The sequence below is a fragment of the Arthrobacter sp. S39 genome, from assembly GCF_004320525.1.
GTDB lineage: Bacteria > Actinomycetota > Actinomycetes > Actinomycetales > Micrococcaceae > Arthrobacter.
In genome coordinates, this window is record NZ_SIHX01000010.1 from 26254 (window position 1) to 49841 (window position 23588).

Below are 23588 nucleotides of genomic sequence, written 5' to 3' on the forward strand. Positions count from 1 at the left end.
GCAAGCCGCGTATCAAACTGGGACACAACTTTGCTTCCCCACGGTGAAAACCTGATGTTAGGCGAATCGGTTTGCAGATGCCGACGCACCTACGAAACTTAGGAGAACGCATGACAAGCACAGCAGCTGCTGATATCGGCACCGACGTCGAGATCAAGCCCGTCCGCCGCCGCACCGTCGCACAAGCAATCGTTGAATACCTCCAGGTCCAATACAGCGAAATGGACGGTGAAAAGAGGCGCTTGGTTGCCGGAATGTACGGAATTTTCGGACACGGCAACTCGGTTGGCCTGGCGCAGGGAATCGACGAGTATGGCGTGGACTTCCCGCACTACCAGGGCAAGAACGAGCAATCGATGGTCCACGCGGCCATCGGCTTCGCAAAGGCCTCCAACCGCGCCGCAACGCTCGCCTGCACCGCCTCCGCCGGCCCGGGATCGACGAACATGGTTTCGGGTGCCGCGACCGCAACTACCAACCGCCTTCCGGTGCTTCTGTTCCCCGCAGACATCATCAACAACCGTTTTGGTGATCCTGTGCTGCAGCAGATCGAGCACCCCATAGAACGGGATGTCTCCGCCAACGACTGCTTCCGCCCGGTCAGCCGCTATTTCGACCGGATCACGCACCCGGCCCAGCTGCTGTCCACACTCCCTGAGGCCATGCGGGTCCTCACCGATCCCGTGGAAACCGGCGCCGTAGTGGTTTGCCTGCCCCAGGACATCCAGGGCGCGGAATTCGACTTCCCGGAATCCTTCTTCACACCGCGTGTGTGGCACATCCGTCGTCGTCCGGCTGTGGAGGACGAGTATCGTGATGCTGCCGAAATCATTGCGAACGCCGAGCGCCCAATGCTGATCGCAGGTGGTGGCGTCCGTTACTCGACGGCACAGGAGGAGCTGGCACGCTTCAGCGCCGAGTTCGGCATCCCGGTGGCCGAGACCTACGCGGGCAAGGGAAGCGGACCCATCAGTGAACTCAATCTGGGCGCCCTCGGCGTGACCGGCACGGTGGGGGCCAACGAAATCGCCGACGGCGCGGATGTTGTCATCACCGTAGGCTCACGCCTCCAGGACTTCATCACTGCCTCACACTCACTGTTCCAGAACCCCAACGTGAAGTTCGTGAACCTCAACGTTGGCTCATTCGATGCCCACAAGATGGGCTCATTCCCCGTCATTGGCGATGCCAAACTGTCCCTCGCCGCGCTGCGGGAACGCCTCGCAGCCGTTCACTATGGCACGTCCGATGACTTCCGCAGCGACATCGCGGACGCCCGGAAGGCCACCTTCGAGGTACGCAAGCACGACCTTCAGGCATTCCCCGGTGAGAACATGAGCCAGGCCCAGGTGATCGACGTGCTGAACCGCGCGGCAACCAAACAGGACGCCCTGATCCTGGGCTCTGGCGGTGTGGTTGAAGGTATCCACAAGGCCTGGGATCCGTCCAACGGCACCGAGATCCACTTTGAGTACGCCAACTCCTGCATGGGCCATGAAATCCCGGCAGGCCTCGGCTACCGGATCGCGCGCGGGGACGCACCAGGCGAGGTGTACGTGCTGATCGGTGACGGCACCTACTTCATGCAGCCTACCGAGCTGGTCACTGCGGTACAGGAACGGAAGAAGATCATCACCATCGTGATCGACAACCGCGGGCACCAGTGCATTTGGCCGCTCCAGGTGTCGAAGGGCGGCCCTGGCCGCGAGTTTGGTACCCAGTACCGGGAACGCAGCAAGGAGTCCGGTCGCCTCGACGGAGCAATTCTGAACTTCGACATTGCGGCCAACGCTGCCAGCATGGGCTGTGCAGCCTGGTCCACCTCCACAATTGAGGAATTCCAGGCCGCGCTCACGGAGGCCAGGGAAGCGGACGGCCCAGCAGTGATCGTGGCCCGTGTGGAGCCTTGGCGCTATCTGTCGGGCAACGGAGCTTTCTGGGATGTTGGAGTTCCCATGACCTCACAGCGCCCGGGCAGCCAGGAGGGTACCGCGAAGCACCTAGAGGGCCGTGCCCGACAGCGCTTATACGCAGCCACCACCGCACCTGACGCGCGCTAAGCGCACCGGGCGGGACCGTTAGGCTACGGTCCCGCCCGGCCTTTTGGCGGGAAAACGCCGTTTCGAATTTTCTGACAAAGGAGTATCCACCATGAGCGCATTTGCCGTAATAGATCCGGCCACGGGAACCACCCACGCGCAGTACCCTGCGGCCAGCGACGCAGAGGTCGAGGCAGGCCTCAGCGCAGCGCAGACGACATACCAGGAGTGGTCACGCACCACCAGCGTGGCTGAACGGGCAGCTTTGGCCAAGCGCCTGGCCGAGTTGTTTGTGGAGCGCAAGGACAAGCTTGCCGCTATCATCAACCGCGAGATGGGCAAGCCCCTGCAGCAGGCAGCCGGGGAGGCCGAGTTCTCTGGCGCCATCGCCGCAGCCTTCGCCGAGCACGCGGAGGAATGGCTCGCGGATGAAGATCTTGAGGTTGGCGACGGCTTGCGGAGCTTCTTCCGGTACCAAGGCTTGGGCGTGATCCTCGGCATCATGCCGTGGAACTACCCTTACTATCAGGTGGCCCGCTTCGCGATCCCCAACATCATCCTGGGTAACACTGTGATTGTCCGCCACGCAAGCCAGTGCCCGGAGTCGGCGCTTGCTCTGGAGGAGCTCTTCCGCGACGCAGGCTTCCCGGAGGGCGCCTACGTCAACCTCTTTGCCACTCACCAGCAGATCTCGGACATCATCGCCGACGACCGCACGCAGGGCGTCTCACTCACAGGTTCGGAGCAGGTAGGGGCGATCGTGGCTGAGCAGGCCGGGCGTGCCTTGAAGAAGTGCGTGTTGGAGCTTGGCGGCGCCGACGTGTTCATCGTGCTGGACACTGCTGACGTGGACCAGGCCGTTAGGAAAGCCGTCATGGGCCGGATGGGAAACACCGGCCAGTCCTGCAATGGCTCCAAGAGGATTGTGGTGCTGGATAAGTACTTCGATGAATTCTCGGAGAAGTTCAAAGCAGCCATCGCCGGCCAATCCTATGAGAGGGGTGATTTCGGGCCGCTCGCTTCGGCTTCAGCCACCCAATTCCTTAAGGAACAGGTCCAGGGAGCACTCGATCAGGGCGCCGAAATCCTTGTGGGCAACAACCAGCCGCAAGGCAACGTCTTCACCCCGACGGTGATCACCAACATCACTCCCTCCATGAACGCATACAGCGAAGAGCTCTTCGGCCCGGTGGCCCAGCTGTACAAGGTCAGCAGCGATGAGGAAGCGATCAAGCTCGCGAACTCATCGCCCTACGGCCTAGGTTCTGTAGTGATCTGCGACGACCTTGAGCGCGCTGAGCGCGTCGGCAACCAGCTCGACGTTGGAATGGTCTTCATTGGCGCTTACGACCTCAGCGGAGCCGATGTTCCGTTCGGTGGTGTCAAGAAGTCCGGGTACGGGCGCGAACTGGGCAAAGTTGGCATGCTGGAGTTCGCTAACAAGAAGTTGTTCCGCTTCGCCAAATAAGGGACTGGTGCACGCACGAGGAGGCCGGATCATCCCGATCCGGCCTCCTCTTCGAGCTGAACCCAGTTTTCTCAGCCGTTCGGCTGTTGAAGCGGCATGGTGCCGGCTTCTATGGCCGCAAGTTGCAGCGCAAGCAGTTTCGAGTAAAATCTGCCGTCGCCGATGCCAAGCGAGACCATGAACCATAGCTGGTCGACGCCGGTACGACGCCAAAGGCGACCATATTCACGATCCGGACCTACCTTGGAGAATTCACCTGCCCGATCAGCGATGTCGTCACCGAGCACTTCGCGTACCACCGCCGGGGCACCTAGGTAACCGGTAGCGAACACTACGAGGTCAGCTTCCAAGAACCGTCCGCCGTCCAAGTTCACCCCGCCTGCGGAGAGACCCTCAACGGTGCCGTGGCGAAGTTTAATGGTTCCGTCGATGATCAATTCAGATGCGCCCGCGTTGTAGTAATAGCCGGTTCCGTTTTGGCCAAAGATCAATCCAAGAACGCCCTGCCCATTCGGACCGTCGCTCAGCTCGAACCCTGCTTCGACAAGGCCGTCCAAAAGCTCCCGATCCATGGACTTGACCATCTCCACATGCTTTGGGCCGTGCGCTGGAAGTGCTCCGAAGGGAGTAGCAGCGTTTAGGAGATCAGCTTCTTCCGTACTGTACTTACCGCTGACGTGGTTGGCGTGCATCACTTTGTGGAATGTCGAGGTGTTCATGACGAAAGTTCCGGACCGTTGAATCATGGTGACGTCGACACCATGCTCCGCCAGGTCCTGCGCAATGTCGTGGCCACTGACGCCTGACCCGACAACCACTGCCCGCTTTCCCCGCCAACGGGCGTGACCCTGATAGTCGGCCGCGTGCATCACTGTTCCGCAATAGTCCTGCCGACCCGGAAGCTCGGGGATGTTTGGCGCAGCGTTCATACCCGTGGCGAAGATGAGATGCCTGGGGCTAACCTTCCGGCTGCTTCCGTCCAGCCGCCCGACGTTGACAACCCACCGCCGTGAAGCGTCATCGAACTCCACGGTGTCTGCGCTGGCCCCGGTCCACACCGCCAGATCGAGGAGGCTTGCATAACTTTCGAGGAAGTCTCCAAGCTTGTCCTTTGGAGTGAAGCTTGGCCACGTGGAAGGGAACGGAAGGTACGGCAAATGATCGGAAGCAAGCGGGGTGTGGAGTGCCAGCGAACTGTAGCGCTTGCGCCAGTTGTCGCCGACCCGCTGGTTGCGCTCCAGCACCAGGGCGGGAATGCCAAGCGCTCTGAGACGGGCCGCCAGCATGAGCCCGTTGTGTCCTGCACCGAGGATGAGAACCTCCGGCTCCCGCTGTTTGAACTCGGGGTCTAGTCCTTCCTTCCAGCCGACGCGGTCACGAACCGGTCCGTGGGTCTTTCCGCTGGGCCGGGCGCCCTGGTGACGCTCGGGGTGACTGTCCAGGGTATCGAGCGCGAGGACCAAGCTTGCCGCGAGCCAGGATCCGTTTTCCTCTTGGATAAGGCGCACCTGCCCGAACCCTCCCCCCGCACAGTTTCGGAATTGAAGGAAGGAAGATATGGAAGCTGACGTCCCATCCTCTGCAACGATGGGCGCGCCATCCGGGCGCATTCCAATGGACGTAGTTGGCTTTGAGTCCGGCGCCGCCAGAAGACGTGCGATTTCCTCACGGCCAATGGCATTTCGGAAGTCCCATGACAAAGCCAGGAGATCGCGGAAGGTGCCATCCGGCCTGAACAGATCAGCAGCGGCAAGGGGGTCCAGTGACGTCATTGTTGTGTCCAGCCGTTCGACCCACTCACGCACAATACTTTCTGGCGCGTTGATCGAACCGGAATCCTTGGCTGCAGGTTGTACAGCTACATTGGTCATCTGCAGTGCTTCCTTTGCGTATGTCATTTGCGTTTATCTTTCGGGCTCAAGTTGGCCGACTACGCCGCCCTACTGGGCGGTGTAGCCACCGTCAATAAGGAGGTCGGCACCAGTGACGTAACTGGCTTCATCACTGGCCAGATAGAGCACCCCGTAACTCACTTCCATGGGCTGGGCCGCTCGTCTCATCGGCGTGGCATTGCTGAATTCGCGGTTTGATTCTTCGCCCTCTTCGGCAGCCATTGCTGTCATTACCAACCCTGGTGAAACAGAATTGATCCGGACACCACGGTTGGCATACTCCATGGCGGCGGCACGCGTCATCATCTTCACGGCTCCTTTCGAAGCCTGATAGGAGAAGCTGCCTGGGTTGCCGACGGTGCCGTTGATGGAACACGTATTGACGACTGCGCCGCCGCCGCTGCGCTCGATTGCCGGAACGCCGTGCTTGAGGCCCAGGAACACACCTTGTTGATTGATCGCGGTGGTCTTGGACCAACCCTCAAGCCCCTCGTCTTCGACGGATTTCATGGTGCCTACGATCCCGGCATTGTTGATCAGGATGTCGACTCGTCCCCAGCGTTGTTCAGCTGCAGCGATGACGGACTTCCAATCACCTTCGGAAGTAACGTTCAAGTGCATGTACTGGACATCGTGGCCAGACTCCCGCAATTCCAGGGCGACAGCCTCGCCGCTCTCATCCAGAGTGTCGGTGACAAGCACGGACGCGCCCTCCTGGGCGAAGAGGCGGGCGTGCGACTCACCCTGCCCTCTGGCTCCACCGGTGATGATGGTTACCTTGCCTTGTACGCGGCCCATGATTGTCTCCTTAGTGATCTGCGTGAAGTGTGTATCACGCTCTGGAAGACGCTACGGGCATGTTGGGGCCGGATTTGTGTCAGAAAGATACATTTTTGGTCAATCGATCCAAGCCAGCATTGGATTCCGCGCGGCACTCGTCCGCGCTGAATCAAAGGGGATCGACTGTGGGCATGCGGCTCGAAGGCAAGACGGTAATTGTTACAGGTGCAGCATCGGGACAGGGCCTGGCAACTGCGCGGGCACTGATAGAGCATGGGGCCAGCGTCATGGCAGCCGATATTGATGAAGCAGGACTGGAGCGGCTCGCTAAGGAACACGAGCGCATTGCGACGCATCGCTGCGACATGAGCAAGCCCGCCGAGGTGGAGAGGCTTGTAGCCGCGGCAGAGGCGACATTCGGGGCAGTACATGCGCTGCTTAACTGCGCCGGCTACCTGAAGGCCGCGTCGGTGCTTGAGACCACAGACGAAATGCTCGACCGGATCATTGACATCAACCTGAAGGGTGTGTTCTACGGCTGCAAATACGTTATCCCTGCTCTGCAACGGGCTGGTGGGGGATCGATCGTCAACTGGGGGTCGGTGAACTCCATGGTGGCTGAATCGGATATTGCGGCCTACGCGGCGTCCAAAGGTGGTGTCCTGATGATTACCAAGTCAGTCGCTGTGGAATACGCCAAGGACAACATCAGGGCCAATTGTCTTTGCCCTGGCGGAGTGCGCACCCCCATGGTGGCGGACTTCTTTGATGATGGATTCCTCAATGACGAGCAAGCCCAGCGTGCCTACCAGCCGCTCGGGTTGATCGACCCGGAGGAGGTGGCAGACGTCGCCGTCTTCCTGGTTTCGGATGAATCACGCAAGATGACCGGTTCCGCCGTTGTTGTAGACGCGGGCTACACGGCCATGTGACCAGATGTCCCACCTTGGGACAGTAGCCGTTGGCGCTGCTGCGTAGTCTCGACAGAACCCACCGCGGAGGTGGGGAATAACCGATCCATTAGGGAGTTTCTTGGCGATGACCACCAACGCGCAGCAGGCCTTCGGTGCCCGGATGACTGAACGACGACGTGCACCGTATATAACAGTTCCCCACGTCATCGCAGGCCAGGAGTATTTTGAAGGCCAGCTCATGAAACGGGAGGATCCCAGCAACCCCAGCCTAGTAGTCAGCGCCTGTCACGACGCTCCCGCATACCTGGTGGAGCTAGCCGTCCGGGCAAGTCGAAACGCACAACGCGAATGGTCTCGCGTTCGGCACGCCGAGCGCATCGAGCGGGTACGCCGGGCAATCCCGTTCATCGAGGAACGTCTTGACGATTGGGCAGTTCGTGTTGCACTCGAAATCGGCAAGCCTTATGCAGGTGCTCACGCTGAGGGAGCAGAGGTGCTCGAAATTGTCCGTCAATACACCGAGTATGCGTCGGCGCCCGGCGCTTTCGAGGATGAACGGACAGACGACCCAGCTGGCCTGTCAAACGATTCAGTGCTCAGACCATACGGTGTATTTGGTGTCATCACTCCGTTCAACTACCCAATCGTCCAAGCTGCAGGACCGGCGATCGCTGCATTGATTGCGGGCAATGGGGTGGTGGTCAAAACTTCGCACGATGGGCCGTGGTCCGGGCAAGCCGTTTATGAACTCTGTCAGGCAATGAAGCTGCCGGAGGGTCTTGTTAATGTGGTCCATGGAGGCGACGGTCCGGGCCGCGCTTTGGTGTCGTCCGAAATTGACGGCGTGTGCTTCACCGGATCCGTCTCCGTCGGTAAATCGATCCTGCGCGACTTCGCTGCCGGACCCTACCCACGGCCAGTTATCGCCGAAATGGGAGGCAAGAACCCCGTTATTGTCACCGACACGGCCAACCTTGAGCAGGCCGCCGAAGGCATTGTCTTTTCAGCCTTCGACCTCAGCGGGCAGAAATGCAGTGCACTTTCCCGGGTGTTGGCGACACCGGCGGCCCATGACCACTTGGTCGAACTAGTAGAGGAACGGGTTAGGGCACTGAAGGCCGGTGACCCCATCGATGGGGACGTCTTCGCAGGACCTGTTGTTTCTGCGGATGCCATGGAACGCTACGCCTCACTCGTTTCCTCGGCCCGAAGGGGAGGCTTTCAAGTCGAAACCGGGAAGGCCGATGAAGGCGGTTACTTCGCACCGGCCACCGTAGTGTCCGGCGTGCCGGCGACTCATGAGTTGGCGACGGTGGAGCACTTCCTGCCGTTTCTGACCATCAGCAAGGTACCCAATTTTGAAGCGGCCCTCACAGCAGCCAATGACACGGACATGGGATTAACCGCGGGAATTTATACAGGGGACATGGACGAGGCCAGGGAGTTCCTTGATCGCATAGAGGCCGGCTGTGTCGACGTGAACGTCCCGGGGCATGCCACCACTGGCTGGTGGCCAGGACCGCAGACTTTTGGCGGGTGGAAGGCGAGCGGTACAACGGGTAAACAAACGCTGGGAAAGTGGTATTTTCAGCTGTTTGGGCGGCAGCAGGCGCGAAAACTGCCGGGCCATCTGGAACACCTGCTGCAGCACTGACCCCCGCCCTGAATGCAGAAAGCAGGCACAGACATGACTTTCCATGATGTTTCGAGGATGTCCGAGGCTTTTCCCTTGCATGTGGGCGCACGGCCGAACTCAGAGATCCAGTCGCTCAGAGAACGATTCCTAGCCGAGCCCGAGGTGACGGACCTGAGCATCCTGCGACCAGTCATCGCTCGGTCCTGGCAACGTAGCCTTGCGTGCAATGTCACGGCTGTGTCACCGTTTCTGCACACCACGGTTCCTCAGGCCGATGAGCAGTTGCTGGCAGCTGCGGAGCCCGTGCTGACCGAACTCGAACGCCTGTGCACCGATGCCGGGGGCGTAGTTGTCCTCACCGACGCGGAGGGCACACTCGCAGTCTTCCGCGGCGATGCTACCGAGCGGCGGAAAGCCGAACTGTTGTTCCCTAGCTTGGGCGCGCGAATGGCTGAGGACCTGATTGGAACCAATTCCGACGGTACGGTGCTGGAAGAGGGTGAGGCTGTGCAGGTCTGGGGAGCCGAGCACTTCAATGAAGCACTCCAAAACAGTTACTGCACATCTGTTCCGATTCGTGACCCCCTCCGGAGATCCGTCCGCGGCGTCCTGGGCTTGATGTTGCCCGAGAAGTTAGCCCGGACCACTCATCCGGGGTCGGTCCTGCTGACTGTTCACGGCGCAGCCGCCGACATCACGCGTAGATTGGCCGAAAGGTTGGCAGCCCGCGAACAGGCCCTCATGTCCGAGTATCTGACCGAGATCCGGAAACGCGGTGCAGATGCTGTGGTGGCGATGGACGAACGCACCACGATTGCCAGCCGAAGCGCTCTTCGCATGCTGGACCCAAGTGATTTTGCCGTACTTGCAGCCCTGGCTAGGGAGGCAGAGCAGCGGGACGGTACCTCGCAGCATCGTATAAATGTGAGCACCGGCAGGGAGGTCCAGCTCCACATCCGCCCGATGGGTCTCCGCGAACTCGGTGCTGGGGGAGCATCTGTCATGCGGGTCCAAGTCCCGTCTGTTCCAAAGGGGTTACGTGCTGGTTCGGCGACAGTAGAATCCAGCACACACTTCGAAGGCATCGTCGGTACCAGCCGGGCGCTCCGGAGGTCCTTGGACGCTGCAGGTGCTTCCGTAAGCCGTCGAATGCCGGCCTACATTATCGGTGAGCAGGGCAGTGGTAAACGGACCCTGGCGGAAGCGATGGCCAAGCGTCTGTCCGCCGATACCCACGTGTTCGACTTCAGTCAGCGCTCGGCTGGCCAGTTCACCATTGAAGACGTCGATACAGCGTTGGAACGAGGAGCGGCCGTGATCCTCCACCGGGTCGACAAGTGCGGACCACTATTGCGGGATGACCTTGCCTCCTTGCTGCAGGTCCTGGAACAGCCCCAACTCATTTTGACTGCAGGTATCGTCAGTGATGATCTGTTGCCTGTTCTCTCGGCCCTAAGGGGAATCGAGGTGGTCATGCCGCCCCTAAGGGAAAGGCGGGAGGATGTTGTTGTATTGGCGTCGCACCTACTCCGGAACGCACTTGGACGGGAAGTACGGATGTCGCCAAAGCTGCGCGATGCCCTGGTCGTAGCTGATTGGCCAGGCAATGTCAGCCAGCTTCGCGAGCTCGTGGAATCGGCGGCGTCCCAGTCCCTTAGCGGGGAGTTGCACCTGTCAGACCTTAACGCCGTGCAACTGCGCAGACTTGGCACAACCCGCCTCTCCAGGTTGGAAGAGGCCGAATTGCAACAGATCAGGGCAGCACTTGCTGAGGCATCCGGCAACCGCGTTCGGGCCGCAACCCTTCTGGGAATCGGGAGATCGACCCTCTACCGAAAAATCGAAGCCTATGAAGTCATGGGGTTCGATCTCGCGCTGGGCTGAGGGGCAAAGCGACTGTTGCCCGCCCGGAAGTGCATCATCCTGGGACAGTTCCTGCGCCGTTCCAGAATCAAAATCAAGAGACTGACTGGGATCACCTGGTGATACCTCGTCAGCTCACCAGCAGTACGGCCAACCGGCCTGCCTTCCCCCAAAAACAGTGAGCGTCAAAGAGGACGTCACTCTCCTGAGGAGAACAAAAGTGAAACAGGAACTTCCAGTCCAGCGCATAGCCGTTGTTGATTCAGAAGACATTGAAGACCGATCGTCCATCTATAAGCTCAGAGGCCGGATGGGGACCACTGGACTGCTCTTTACGGTCCTGGCTTTTACCGCACCCTTGGGCGTGGTCTTTGGGTTCGTCTCAGTTAACATTTCCTTCGGGATCGGAGTGCCCATCGCGTTCGTTGCGGTCGCTGTATTGATGGCGCTCTTTGCCATGGGTTTCACAGCAATGACGAAGGCGATACCCCGCCCTGGCGCTTTTTACACGTACATCCGCGAAGGTCTGGGCCGTCCCACGGGACTGGGAGGATCATTCCTCGCCTTGGTCACATACGGCTTCAACGTCACGTCATGCATTGTTGTCTCCGGAATCGCCGTGAACAACCTGCTGGGTGCCTTCCTGGGGGACGTGTCAACACCGTGGTGGATCTGGAGCATGGTGATGTTCGGCATTGCCTGGGCGCTTAGCTACTTCAATGTGGAGTTATCTGCCAAGGTCCTCTCGGTCATACTGGCCGTCGAGGTACTTGCGGTGGCCATTTTTGATGCGGTGATCATTGTCAACGGAGGACCTGAGGGGCCTTCCTTCGAGCCATGGAACCCTGTCAACCTCTTCACTCCTACCATAGGAGTCCTCCTTCTGTTCAGCATTGGGGTCTTCAACGGGTTCGAAGCGACAGCGATCTACCGGGACGAGGTTAAGAGGCCGAGCATTACAATCCCAAGGGCAACCTTCCTGGCTGTGGCATTTCTTGGAGTCTTTTACGCCATTTCCGCGTTCGCCCTGATCCTTTCGGCGGGAACGTCGAACGCAGTGTCGGCGGCTCAAGCGGATCCGACGGCCATGATGCCGGACGCTCTCCTCCAGTACTTTGGGGCCTTCGCGAACCAAGTGATTGCGATTCTGCTGGTGACCAGCTTTTTTGCCTCAGGTCTATCGCTCCAGAACATCCTGTCCCGGTACACGCACTCCCTGGCCGTTGACGGGATTTTTCCGAAGGCGCTCTCGACAGTCCATGCAAAGCATGGATCTCCGCATCGTGCCGCTGTGGCAGTCGGCGCCGTCTTGCTGTTGGTACTGCTCATCTTGGTGATTTCCGGCGGCGAGGCGAATGCTCTCTATGCGGCAGCAGCCGGAGTTGCATTTTATGGAATGCTGCTTTTGCTCTGCCTGACCGCTGTGGCCATGATCGTGTACTTCCGCAGGAACAAGACAAGCATGTCTTTCTGGCGCACCCTCGTAGCTCCGGTGATTGCTCTCTTGGGGATCGGTTTTGCGCTGTTGACAGCCTCCTTCAATATGGAGTTGCTGGTGGTCGGTGACCCACTCCTGCTCACCGTGCTGCTTCTCATACCCTATTTGTCGATAGCCGTCGGCATTGCGCTTGCTCTGTTGTTGAGGCGCCGGAACGCTGAGACCTACAGGCGCATAGGTCGAGCTGTCGACTGAGGACATTGAAGGAGGCCGGATCGTGGTGATCCGGCCTCCTTTTGTTGCGGGGGAGTTTGTTCGTGCTTAGGCCTGGTAGGTCGTCTGACCGGAGACTTCCGGGATCTCAACCCACTCGCCGGAACCGGCGCTGCGCAACGAGGCATCCACGAGTTCGGAGGCTGACCAGCCGTCCGCGACGGAGGGACCAAGCTGCTTTCCTTCCGCAACTGAACGCAGGAACAGCGCCGCCTCAATGGTCTTGAGGTCGTTGAATCCAATCCCGGGCCCGGGACCGGGCTGGAAGCGGCCGAACTCGCCGAAGGACGGCGGTGTCATGATGGTGCGGTAGCCGCTGCGGTCCGTTGCGAGCTCCAGTTGGTTCATCCGTTCGAAGTTCCATCGCAGGGAGCCTTCAGTGCCGTAGACCTCGATGATGTATTCGGCGTGGGGCCCGATGGCCACGCGTGTGGACTCGAACATACCGATCGCACCGCCTTCGAAGCGGGCCAGCATGGCTGTGTAATCCTCGTTTTCAACCTCCCGGGTGACGTCTGAGGCCTGGCCCATGTCGAAGGAATTCGAGGAGTTGCCGGCAGGCAGCGGTCTGTCCTTGATGAAGGTCTCCGTCACGGCATTCAGCGACGTTATGCGGCCCACCAGGAATTGGGCGAGGTCGAAGCCGTGGCTGAGGACGTCGCCAAGGACGCCGGATCCTGCTCGGGCCTGCTCGTAGCGCCAGGTGAATACCTGGCTTGGATCCGAGGCGTATCCGGTGAGGAGGCGGATCTGCACGTTGGTGATTTTGCCTAGTGTTCCGGACCGGATAAGTCGCCTGGCTTCCGCCACGGCGGGTGCGTGCCGGTAGTTGAACCCGACTGAAGTGATGAGCCCTGCGGCCTCAGCCCCTTGGGCAATCTCGCGGGACTCTTGGGCGCTGCGACCCATGGGCTTCTCGATCCAGAAGTGCTTGCCGGCCTCTATAGTGGCAAGCGCTATTTCGTGGTGCAGGAAATTGGGAGAGCAAATGGACACAACGTCCACGTCCGGATTTTCCAGCACCTTGCGGTAATCCGTGGCCGTTTCCTTATAGCCGAGTGCGTCTTCGGCATGATGGCGGCCAGCGTCGTCGGGGTCCGCGGCAATCACCAATTCAGGATGTCGCGGCAGTTCCGGGAAGAACTGCTTGGTTGCCAAGTAGGCGCGCGAATGCAGCCTCCCCATCCATCCGACCGAAATCAGGCCGACCCCAATGCGGTTTTGCTGTTCCAAGAGCACTCCTTCATCTCTGCCGCTGTTCGGCGGTGCTGTGCCGCAGACTGACGGCGGCATCTGCTGATCAGCCTAAGGACGTTGGCCGTGTGCTCTGTGTCTCAATGTGAGACAGCCGGAGGCAGGGGAGCGCTGTTTTAGTGGAACGTACTAGCCAGCCACTGCCGAGCAAGAGGAGACCGTCGCCGATGATGGAACGCGACCAACAACTTCGAACGGAATCCCTTCGGGTTCTCATCACTGGTGCAACCTCCGGCGTTGGGGAAGCGACGGCAAAGCTTTTCGCGAAACGCGGTGCTCGGGTGGCGCTTCTGGGGCGGCGTTCTGCGGAGCTGCAGCGCGTGGCTGCGGAGATTGGCCCCGATGCCCACAGCGTGGTTGCCGATGTCTCCGATGCCGACGCAGTCAGGAACGCCGTCCGGAGCGCGATCCACGCATTGGGTGGCTTGGACGTAGCGGTCAACGCTGCGGGTGTAGCCGGGCATGTTGCTTTGGAAGACCTCACCGAGGACCACTGGCAGGAAGTGCTGCAGACGAACTTGTCCGGCACTTTTTACGTTGCGCGGGAGGCCGCGCTCCATATGCGGCGGTCAGGGGGCGGCTCGATTGTCAATGTGGCCTCCGACCTCGCCGCTATGGGCGTGCCGGGGCTTGTTCATTACTGCGCGGCCAAAGCCGGCGTTGTGGGACTCACCCGCGCCCTGGCGCTGGAACTCGCGCCCCTTGTACGGGTGAACGCCGTCTGTCCTGGACCGATTGACACACCCATGGTGCGGGCGGGCCTGGAAGCAGGGCCGGACCCAATTGAAGCCCGGAGGTTGAAGGAAAGCACCGTGCCGCTGAACCGCCTCGCGGATCCGGACGAGGTGGCCGCCGCAATCTACTTCCTGGCCGTCGAAGGAACCTTTGCTACCGGAACCAGCATGGCGTTCGACGGCGGCACATCAGCTGCGTAGGAAACGCCACCAATTACCTGTCAAGACCGAACAAGCCAAGGAGCTTAAAAGACTATGGAAGAGTCGAACTATAAGGACCTCCGCAGTGCGCGGTGGTTCGCGCCGCACGACCTCACCGGATTCGTTCACCGCACAGCGATCCAGGCAGAGGGCTTCTCGCGCTTTGCCCTCAAGGACAAACCGGTCATCGGCATAGCCAACTCCTGGTCGGAGCTGGTTAACTGCAACATCCATTTCAAGCTGCTGGCAGACGCCGTCAAGCGCGGTGTCCTGATGGCCGGCGGGCTGCCGCTGGAATTCCCCACCATCTCCCTGGGTGAAAGCCTCATGAAGCCGTCGGCTATGCAGTTCCGAAACCTCATGGCCATGGACGTTGAAGAGTCCATCCGCGCCTACCCGCTGGATGCCATCGTGCTCCTGGGCGGTTGCGACAAGACTGTCCCGGCCCAGCTCATGGGTGCCGCCAGTGCGGACGTCCCCACCATCATGCTGACCGGCGGACCCCAAGAGCCCGCACACTTCCGAGGGAAGCAGCTCGGGGTAGGCACCGACACCTGGAAGTACGCAGATGAGCTGCGGGCAGGGAAGATCACCGAGGCGGACTTCGACGAGCTCGAGTCCGCCGCGAAACCATCTGCCGGACACTGCAGCGAGATGGGCACAGCCTCTACCATGACGTCCCTCGTCGAAGCACTCGGCATGTGCCTGCCGGGTACAGCGTCTATCCCTGCGGTAGATGCGCGTCGCGCCCAAGCGGCGGAAGCCACGGGCCGCCGGGCAGTGGAGATGGCTCTGTCTCAGGGGCCAAAGCCCAGCGAAATACTGACAAAAGAGGCCTTCGATAACGCCATCACCCTCCTGATGGCTGTTGGTGGGTCCACCAACGCCGTGGTGCACCTCCTGGCACTCGCAAGGCGCGTCGGCTACGAGCTGCCTTTGGACCGCTTCCACCAGATCTCCCAACGGACCCCTCGCATTGTCAACGTCCGCCCATCCGGCGAGTACCTGGTGCAGCAACTGTTCCAGGTCGGCGGCATCTCCACCGTACTAAAGGAACTGGCCCCACTGCTGAACAAGGACGCCATAACAGTCACAGGGGAGTCCCTCGAGAGTGGCTACATGGCGGCCCCCGAACCTGATGGCGTCGTAGTCAGTACTCTCGAGGCCCCCTTCGATGCCTCCGGAGGCATCGCCGTTGTCCGCGGCTCCCTGGCGCCCAACGGAGCGGTCATCAAACGGAGTGCTGCGTCCAAGGATCTGCTGCAGCACAAGGGCTCAGCAGTGGTATTCGAGGACATCTACGACCTGGGACGCAGGATTGACGATCCCGAGTTGGACATTACCGAAGACTCCGTTTTGGTCCTGCGCAACAGTGGGCCTGTAGGAGCTCCCGGAATGCCCGAATGGGGCATGCTGCCCATTCCCGAGAGGCTCCTCCGTCGCGGTATCCGCGACATCGTCCGCATTTCCGATGCCAGGATGAGCGGCACCGCATTTGGGACCACAGTGTTGCATGTGTCTCCAGAGGCCGCCGTGGGTGGACCGCTGGCGATTGTCCGGGACGGGGACCCCATTGTGCTCGATGTTGAGAACCAGCGCCTGGACTTGGACATCCCTGCCGAGGAGATCGAGAGCCGACTTGCGGAACTAAAGCTTCCAGAACCGAAATACCGGCGCGGCTACGGACGGCTCTTCATCGATCACGTGAACCAGGCCGACGAAGGCTGCGACTTCGATTTCCTGAAGGGCCTTCCCGACGAGGAGCCACAACGCTTGCCGTACGGCCTGATGAGCGGTTGGCAGGGCGGTTGGTAAACGGCAGCAAACTCCAAACGCAAGAACAAACGGGGGCTGCTCCTCAGATGCAGACCGGGAAGGGGAAGGTATGTCACGACCAAAAGTGATAGCGATTGTCCAGGAGGGCCGCCCGCGACCTCCTGTTGAGCGGTTGGAAGCCGACGCAGATGTCGTCGTGGTGCGCACCGCGGACGAGTTCCAGGCTGCCCAGCCCGGTGCGGAGATCCTGTTCCTGAACGACTTCAGGACCAAGCTCCTGCGCGAGGTCGGGCCAGGGGAGCTGCGCTGGATCCACACCTCAAGCATCGGCGTTGACAGCCTGATGACCGATGAAATCATCAACAGCGACATTATTGTGAGCAACTCCCGCGGCGTATGCGAGCGGCCGATCGCAGAGTGGGTCCTGGGCGTCCTGCTGATGTTCACCAAAGACCTGCGCCGCACCATCGAGCTGCAGCAGGCCCGCACCTGGCAACACCGCGAAACCGAGCCGCTGCTGGGACGGAGAGTCCTGGTAGTGGGGCCAGGTCCCGTGGGCCGCGAAACCGTCCTTCTGCTGCGCGCTGCAGGTATGGACGTTAACATCGTGGGCCGGTCTGCCAGGAATGATCCGCAGCTGGGTTCCATCTCGGGCTTTGATGAGCTTGACCGGCTCCTGGGCCAAGCCGATGATGTCGTGCTGACATTGCCGCTCACAGAAGAAACCCGTGGCCTGTTCAACTCGTCGCGGTTCCGCAAAATGCGGCCCGGGGCGCGTCTGGTCAACGTCGGACGCGGGGCGGTGGTGGTGGAGCAGGACCTCCTTGACTCCATTGACGCCGGACATCTGGGCGGGGCGGCACTGGATGTGTTTGAACATGAGCCCTTGGATGCCGGGAATCCGCTGTGGAGCCGTCAGAACATCCTTGTCTCCCCGCATGCCTCCGGAGACTTGATCGGCTGGCGCGGAAGAGTAGTGGATTGCTTCGCCCGGAATCTCAGGCTGTGGAAGGCCCATGAGCCGCTGCAGGACGTGGTGGACCTGAAGAAGCTTGGTCCGGCTACTCCTGCCTTGGCGTCTGAAGCCCCCTGAAGCCATTCCATGGGGTATTTCGGGTTCTGGAAACACGCCGGAATGCCCCATGGGATCCCGTGTCCCAAGCTGGTACAGTACTCCCACGATCCTCGTCGATAGTGTGATTCAGCACTCAAAATTTCGTAATGAGGATCTACATGTCAAGCACAATAAGAGGTACGACGAAAACGCCGACCCAGGCCCAGGAACACAAGCTCAGCGGCAATATGGGCGTGGGCGAGCTCGTGATGAACGTGCTCGCCTTTTCCTCTCCGCTGACAACAGTTGCAGGCACCTTGCCTGTGATGCTGCTTTTCAGCGGTCACACGGCACCGGGCATCTACCTCCTGGTGACCCTCATGCTGTTGATATTCTCTGTTGGCTTCGTGAAAATGAGCCGCAGCGTTGACGCTCCGGGTGGTTTCTACTCGTTTGTCACTGCCGGCTTGGGTAAGCCCGCAGGCCTTGGAGGTGCGCTGCTGGCCCTCTTCGGATACGTTTTCATTGGGTTCTTTGCACCCTCGCTTTTTGCTTTGACTCTCCAAAGCTTCGTGGTGAACACGTTGAACGGCCCCGACATCCCCTGGTATTGGTACGGGCTTGGCATCATCGCCGTCACCACGCTCCTTGCCTACCACCGCATTGATCTCTCGGCCAAGGTCCTCACGGTCGTCATGCTGCTGGAATCTGCAGTAGTGATCATTTTCGATGTCGCCGCATTCGCCGCAGGATCCGGAGCGGTTGTTCAGGGCATCGGCTTCTCCATGCCGTGGATCACGGATGCCGGGTTGGGGCTGGCACTGCTGTTCGCCGTCGGAAACTTCTTTGGATTCGAAGCGACAGTCATCTACCGGGATGAAGTCAAGAATCCGGACCGCACCATTCCCCGGGCCACCTACATCGCGGTAGTGGGAATCGGGTTGTTCTACGCCGTGGCGGCCTGGGCCTACACCGCGTTCTTAGGGGCAGACAAGGTTCAGGGCGAAGCTGCCGCCAACACGGTGAACCTCTTCAACGACGGCGCCACGGTCCTGGTGGGCAAGATCTTTGCGGACATCGCAGTGGTCCTTCTCATCACCTCGATCCTGGCTTCAATGCTTTCGATCCAGAACATCGCCGCCCGGTACAGCTTCTCCCTTGCGGCCGACGGGGCCCTGCCCACCATACTTGGCAGGGTCCACCCCCGCCACAAGTCGCCCTATGTCTCGGCATTGGCAGTCGGCCTCCTGTGGGCCCTGGCCACAGTGGTCTTCAGTGTGGTGGGTGTCGCTCCCGAGCTCCTGTACCCCATAGCCAGCGGCAGTGGAACCTTCGCGGTGCTCCTCTTAATGTTTATCACGAGCTTTGCTGTTCTTGTTTACTTTGTCCGCCGCCGCAGCTTCGCTCCGGAGTCCGTCTGGAAGACCATCGTCGCTCCAATCGTCAGCGTGGTCTTCCTGGGTCTGATCACCTATTTGGCGATCACTAATTATCCGGAACTCATCGGCGGTTCTGCAGTCATGACGGCAATTTTTATGACCTTCACTTTCGCCCTGTTCTTCGGCGGCATTGCCTATGCGTACGTCCTGCGATCACGGCGTCCCGATGTCTATGCACGCCTGGGCCGGCAAAAGATCGACTAGAAAAACACTCTTACTTCAACTTCAACATCTGGAGATCTGCAATGATGCAACAGATCAGGGTTGGCCTGTTCGGGACCGGAAGAATCGGCCAGGTACATGCTATGAGTTTGGCTACCTTGGACGAGGCAACGCTGTCCTGGGTATGTGATCCATTCATCGAAGGCGCAAAACAAACGGCTGCAGAATTCGGAGGTCGAGTGACCGACGATCCCGACGAAGTCTTCGACTCGGGCGAAATCGATGCTGTCATCGTTGCCTCACCCACTGCGACCCATCTGGGCCTCGTAGAGAAGGCGATCGACGCCAATGTGCCAGTGCTTTGCGAGAAACCGATTGACCTGGACATTACCCGTGTGGACGCTCTCCGTGAGAAGGCCGCAGCTTCCGACGTGCCAGTTGCCTTGGGTTTCAACAAGCGCTTTGACAGGCACTTCGTGGAGCTGAAACGACGCGTGGCTGCCGAGGAGATAGGAGCGTTGGAGCAACTGGTGATCACAAGTCGGGACCCGGGGGAGCCGCCGGCAGCCTACCTTACGCAATCCGGCGGGATCTTCCGGGACATGACCATCCACGACCTTGATATGGCTCGGTACTTCATCCCGGAAATTGTTGAGGTTTCAGCCCACGGTGCAAATGTGTTCAGCGATAATATCCGTCAGGCTAATGACTTCGATTCAACTGTGGTCACGTTGCGGGGCTCCAAGGATGAACTCATAACGATCCTGAACTCGCGTCACTCGGCATATGGCTACGATCAGCGCATCGAGGCGTTCGGTTCAACCGGTTTGCTCCAGGTAGGCAACAAGAACGACAGCCTGGTGCGCCACTGGGGGGCCAGGTCCGTCGAATCGATCGGGCCTTACCAAAACTTCTTCCTGGAACGCTATGCAGAGGCTTACCGCTTGGAAGTAGCAGAATTCCTCCGCGCGGTCCGGGGCCTGCCTTCGAGGAGCCCAGGATTCGAGGACGGCCGCGCAGCCCTGATCCTTGCTGACGCGGCTGAGAAATCTGCCCGGAAGGGCATTGCGGTAGCAGTGGATCTGGCCTAGCCGGGCCAATTAGGCCGCCTGCCTGGGCCGCTGATGTCTCGCAACAGCATCTGCGGCCCAGAGCAGGCCTTTTTCTTCATTCATTGGGAAGAAAACCAACCAAGACGAGAGGCGCGGTAGACCGGCATGGGGGTAGTTGATGGGCCAAAGGAAGATATGCAGCCAGATTGGACGCCACCGGCTGCCTTTTGGGAGATGGCCGAAAAAGGGGACGCAGTCCGCCTGCAAAAACCGGGCTGGCCACCGCACGACGGATACGTGGACGACAAGACTCCCGACGGTGACATCGTGTGGGTTGTTCGGGTAGGTGAGCGTCGCCTATTCCACAGGGCCGACGGTTACAGCCTGACTGTGTGGAGATAGGCCCAGGGCCTTATATGTATTTTCAGTTCAATATCGGCCAAATGCCAATGGTGATTTGAAACGATCCATTCGCCGTGTTCCAAACTGGCACACATGCCCCCATCCCGAATCCGTCAAAGTTCAAGTAAGTGAAACAGTGTGGCGAGCGTCACGCGGATATGGCCTATTTGGAAAGCCAGATTCTGCACAAATCAATCATCGAAGTCTGATTGACCCTCGCTGAACGTGATTCACCGGTTCGTTTGCATTTGCCCTATCAATCGAGGATGAAATGACCGATGCACCACCGGCGACCCCTCCACTGGTCGCACTACATGACATACATAAGACGTTCGGTGCAGTCTCCGCGTTGCGCGGCGTGAGCATCGATGTGCAGCCTGGCGAAACGTTCGCCTTGCTGGGCGACAACGCAGCCGGCAAATCGACGCTCATGAAGGTACTTACTGGCGTCTACCAACCGGACCGCGGATTTATCGAGCTTGACGGTCAGCGGACCGAGTTCCCAACACCGTCAGCTTCCCGGGACCAGGGAGTCGAGATGGTCTATCAGGACTTCGCCCTTGCCGACAATCTTGACGTCCGGTCAAACATCTTTCTCGGCCGTGAACCGCAGAAGAACATTTTGGGGCCGCTGTTGAAAATCATCGACAGGAAAAAGATGGAAGCCGAAACCAAGCGCGTGCTTGAAAGGCTGGACATTCCCATCAATCCGCGGCTAAAGGTCAAGCGCCTTTCCGGCGGGCAGCGCCAGGCAGTCGCCATTGGCCGGGCACTCGCTTTCGATGCACGCCTGATCATCATGGATGAGCCCACGGCCAACCTATCCGTCGCAAAGGTCGACAAGCTCATCGAAGTGACACAGCGACTCAAAGACCTGGGCATTGCGGTCATCATCATTACCCACAGGCTGGATGAGGCCTTTGCCGTGGCAGACCGCTTCGCCGTCATGCGTCAGGGCCAGGTTGTGGGGCGTTTCCGTGTAGGGGACGTATCCGAAGCGCAAGTGGCGCACCTTATTTCACACGGCACCTTGGACGACTACGTCGACAACGGGAGCGGCATTCCGGAAGAACGTCGCAAGATCGGCAGCACATCATCCATGGACGTGGTCGATGCGGTGGCCGCGCGCGGCAGCAAGGGCGGGAACGGCTCATGAGCCTCACAATGGACAACATCAAGACCAAGCTCGGGCCTGCCGATCTGAAGGACGGAACTGCGGCCACAAAAATCAAGCGCTTCATCGGCGACTACGGGATCATCGTCCTCTTCGTCGTTATCCTTCTGGTCCTGGCTGCTGCGGCACCGAACTTTCTGACCCTGAACAACATCGTGAACGTTGTACGGCAGTCGTCCATCATAGGACTTATCGCCCTCGGAATGACCTTCATCATGATCACAGCCGGCATCGACCTTTCAGTGGGCTCGATAGTTGGCTTGGCGGGCATGACCTTCGCATTGCTGGCCCCGGCCAGTGGAGGCGCTTTTTGGTTGCCCCTGATCGTCGGCTTGGGAGTAGGCCTGCTGGTTGGATTCCTCAGCGCAGCGTTAGTTGTCTGGGGAGCTATCCTGCCGTTCCTGGCAACGCTTGCAACTATGGCCATCGCCCGCACTGCAGTCCTGGTAATGACAAATGGGCAGGTTGTTTCCGGGCTTAGCGGACCTGCTGAATGGCTGGGTTCGGGCTTCATCGGCCCGGTTCCGGTGCCGGTCATCATCTTCTTGATTGCCGCCATCATCTGCGAGTTTGTGCTCAGCCGAACCAAATTCGGTTCCCACGTCTATGCCGTCGGTGGCAATGAAGAATCTGCCAAAAAGGTGGGCATCTCGACAGGACGCGTGCTGTTCGCCGTCTACTTGATCGGTGGCGTCACTGCCGCGCTCGGTGGCCTCGTCCTGACTGCCCGTCTCGACGGTGCGGCACCGGTAGCTGGCACCGGCTACGAACTCCAGGTGATTGCCGCCGTCGTTATTGGAGGCACGAGTCTCTTCGGCGGTGTTGGCACCATCCGCGGAACCGTCATCGGAGTCCTTCTCCTAGGCGTTGTGATGAACGGCATGAACCTGCTCGGTGTCTCCTCCTACTACCAGCAAGGCGTCCAAGGCATCATCCTTGTGCTCGCCGTGCTGCTGAATCGCTGGAAGTCGGACTGACCCCTGGGCCCAGCGTCAACAAACAAACAAACAAACAAAGTTTCCTGAAGCACAGGAATCCATCGAAAGGAACAACCATGGGAATGCGACCAAAGATCGCTGCGGCGGTCGCCATGCTGGCCGCAGGTGCCTTGACCCTCACCGGGTGTGGCGGCAACGGCAGTGCAAGCAGTAGCGAGGCAGCAGGCAAGTCCTACAACATCGGCGTTGTGGTCCTTGACCTGCAAGACCCGGACCTGGCCCATATGACCGACGCTATGAAGAAGACTGCAGATGAAAAGGGCGTCAAGCTCAACATCACCGACTCCAAAAAGGATGTGGGCAGTGAACTCAACCAGGTTGAGGATCTACTGACCCGCCAAGTGGACGCCGTAATCATGCAGCCTTTGGACGGCGAGGCCAGCCAGAACGCGGCAAAACGGGTCATCGCCGCCAACGTCCCGCTGTTCATCCTGTCCACTGAGTTCGCAGAGGGTGCGGACGTTGGATACAAGAGCTACATCGGTGTAGATGACACCGTGGCCGGCGAAATGCAGGCCGAGTACTTGAACAAGGCGCTTCCGGAAGGCGGCAACATTGTGTTCGCCGCCGGCATCTACGGAGCCTCCTGGACGGATCGCCGCAAGAATGGGTTCGACAGCAAGATCAACAAGAACTTCAAGGTGGTGGCGGAATTCCAGGCCAAGGGCAGCCGTGACGACGCCAAGCGCAACATGGAGGACACTCTTCAGCGCTTTGGCGCCGGCCAGATCGATGCCGTGGTGGCCAACAACGACGAGATGGCCATTGGCGCAGCCTCTGCCATTGCTGACGCTGGCCGCACTGCCGAGTTCAAGGCGGTAGTCGGCGTCGACGGTACGGAACCGGCTCTGCAGGACATCAAGGCAGGGACAATGTCGGCAACGGTCCGCCAGGACTCTGCAGGGCAGGGCGCCAAGGCGGTTGAGGTGGTCACCGACTTCCTCAAGGGCGGAAACGTGGAGAACCGGTACACGCTACCGTTCACACTCATCACCAAGGACAACCTTTCTGAGTTCTTGAAGTAGGCCGTTCCATCAAT

At 59.8% G+C, this 23588-nt stretch carries 17 protein-coding genes; 14 read left to right on the forward strand and 3 right to left on the reverse strand.

What is annotated here, in order from left to right; translation table 11 throughout:
- Positions 1-110: 110 nt before the first annotated feature.
- Entirely contained in the window at positions 111-2060 is a 1950-nt protein-coding gene (iolD, locus tag EYS21_RS18215; protein ID WP_131134661.1) for a 3D-(3,5/4)-trihydroxycyclohexane-1,2-dione acylhydrolase (decyclizing), read from the forward strand.
- A gap of 91 nt (positions 2061-2151) precedes the next feature.
- A complete protein-coding gene (locus EYS21_RS18220) occupies positions 2152-3507 on the forward strand; it encodes an aldehyde dehydrogenase family protein (protein WP_131134662.1) in 1356 nt (451 codons plus the stop codon).
- A 71-nt stretch (positions 3508-3578) separates the two neighbouring features.
- Here EYS21_RS18220 and EYS21_RS18225 read toward each other — a convergent pair whose 3' ends face one another.
- Together EYS21_RS18225 and EYS21_RS18230 are read right to left on the reverse strand one after the other, a co-directional pair.
- The gene (locus EYS21_RS18225; RefSeq protein ID WP_165478353.1) at positions 3579-5378 is read right to left on the reverse strand and encodes an NAD(P)/FAD-dependent oxidoreductase; all 1800 of its coding nucleotides are present in this window, start codon (positions 5376-5378) and stop codon (positions 3579-3581) included.
- Between the two features lie 69 nt (positions 5379-5447).
- On the reverse strand, positions 5448-6197 hold the full coding sequence (locus tag EYS21_RS18230) for a glucose 1-dehydrogenase (protein ID WP_131134664.1): 750 nt from the start codon (positions 6195-6197) through the stop codon (positions 5448-5450).
- Between the two features lie 173 nt (positions 6198-6370).
- On the opposite strand from EYS21_RS18230, the gene EYS21_RS18235 reads away from it, so the two are divergent.
- From EYS21_RS18235 to EYS21_RS18250, 4 genes are all read left to right on the forward strand, one after another.
- Positions 6371-7111 carry an SDR family oxidoreductase gene (locus EYS21_RS18235; protein WP_165478354.1) on the forward strand — a complete coding sequence of 247 codons (741 nt, stop codon included), beginning with the start codon at positions 6371-6373 and terminating at the stop codon, positions 7109-7111.
- 106 nt (positions 7112-7217) lie between these two features.
- On the forward strand, positions 7218-8747 hold the full coding sequence (locus EYS21_RS18240; protein ID WP_131134666.1) for an aldehyde dehydrogenase family protein: 1530 nt from the start codon (positions 7218-7220) through the stop codon (positions 8745-8747).
- Positions 8748-8780: 33 nt separating this feature from the next.
- The gene (locus EYS21_RS18245) at positions 8781-10613 is read left to right on the forward strand and encodes a helix-turn-helix domain-containing protein (RefSeq protein WP_165478355.1); all 1833 of its coding nucleotides are present in this window, start codon (positions 8781-8783) and stop codon (positions 10611-10613) included.
- Positions 10614-10812: 199 nt separating this feature from the next.
- Complete coding sequence (locus EYS21_RS18250; RefSeq protein ID WP_131134668.1) at positions 10813-12285, forward strand: APC family permease; 1473 nt, start codon at positions 10813-10815, stop codon at positions 12283-12285.
- Positions 12286-12351: 66 nt separating this feature from the next.
- Here the strand turns inward: EYS21_RS18250 and EYS21_RS18255 are convergent, their stop codons facing one another.
- Complete coding sequence (locus tag EYS21_RS18255) at positions 12352-13536, reverse strand: Gfo/Idh/MocA family oxidoreductase (RefSeq protein ID WP_131134669.1); 1185 nt, start codon at positions 13534-13536, stop codon at positions 12352-12354.
- A 191-nt stretch (positions 13537-13727) separates the two neighbouring features.
- On the opposite strand from EYS21_RS18255, the gene EYS21_RS18260 reads away from it, so the two are divergent.
- From EYS21_RS18260 to EYS21_RS18300, 8 genes are all read left to right on the forward strand, one after another.
- Positions 13728-14492, forward strand: a complete 765-nt coding sequence (locus EYS21_RS18260; protein WP_242633502.1) for an SDR family NAD(P)-dependent oxidoreductase — start codon at positions 13728-13730, stop codon at positions 14490-14492.
- Positions 14493-14546: 54 nt separating this feature from the next.
- The gene (locus tag EYS21_RS18265) at positions 14547-16307 is read left to right on the forward strand and encodes an IlvD/Edd family dehydratase (RefSeq protein ID WP_131134671.1); all 1761 of its coding nucleotides are present in this window, start codon (positions 14547-14549) and stop codon (positions 16305-16307) included.
- A gap of 70 nt (positions 16308-16377) precedes the next feature.
- Positions 16378-17361: a D-2-hydroxyacid dehydrogenase gene (locus EYS21_RS18270; protein ID WP_131134672.1), complete on the forward strand. Its 984-nt coding sequence runs from the start codon at positions 16378-16380 to the stop codon at positions 17359-17361.
- 140 nt (positions 17362-17501) lie between these two features.
- Positions 17502-18965, forward strand: coding sequence for an APC family permease (locus EYS21_RS18275; protein WP_131134673.1), 1464 nt, complete (start codon positions 17502-17504; stop codon positions 18963-18965).
- A gap of 41 nt (positions 18966-19006) precedes the next feature.
- Positions 19007-20014 (forward strand): inositol 2-dehydrogenase, encoded by a 1008-nt coding sequence (gene iolG, locus EYS21_RS18280; protein ID WP_131134674.1) that lies wholly within the window; start codon positions 19007-19009, stop codon positions 20012-20014.
- Positions 20015-20648: 634 nt separating this feature from the next.
- Positions 20649-21533 (forward strand): ATP-binding cassette domain-containing protein, encoded by an 885-nt coding sequence (locus EYS21_RS18290; protein WP_165478356.1) that lies wholly within the window; start codon positions 20649-20651, stop codon positions 21531-21533.
- Positions 21530-22528 (forward strand): ABC transporter permease, encoded by a 999-nt coding sequence (locus EYS21_RS18295; protein ID WP_242633494.1) that lies wholly within the window; start codon positions 21530-21532, stop codon positions 22526-22528. Before EYS21_RS18290 ends, EYS21_RS18295 begins: the two co-directional genes overlap by 4 nt.
- 77 nt (positions 22529-22605) lie before the next feature.
- Positions 22606-23574, forward strand: a complete 969-nt coding sequence (locus EYS21_RS18300; protein WP_131134676.1) for a sugar ABC transporter substrate-binding protein — start codon at positions 22606-22608, stop codon at positions 23572-23574.
- The last annotated feature ends 14 nt before the right edge of the window (positions 23575-23588 follow it).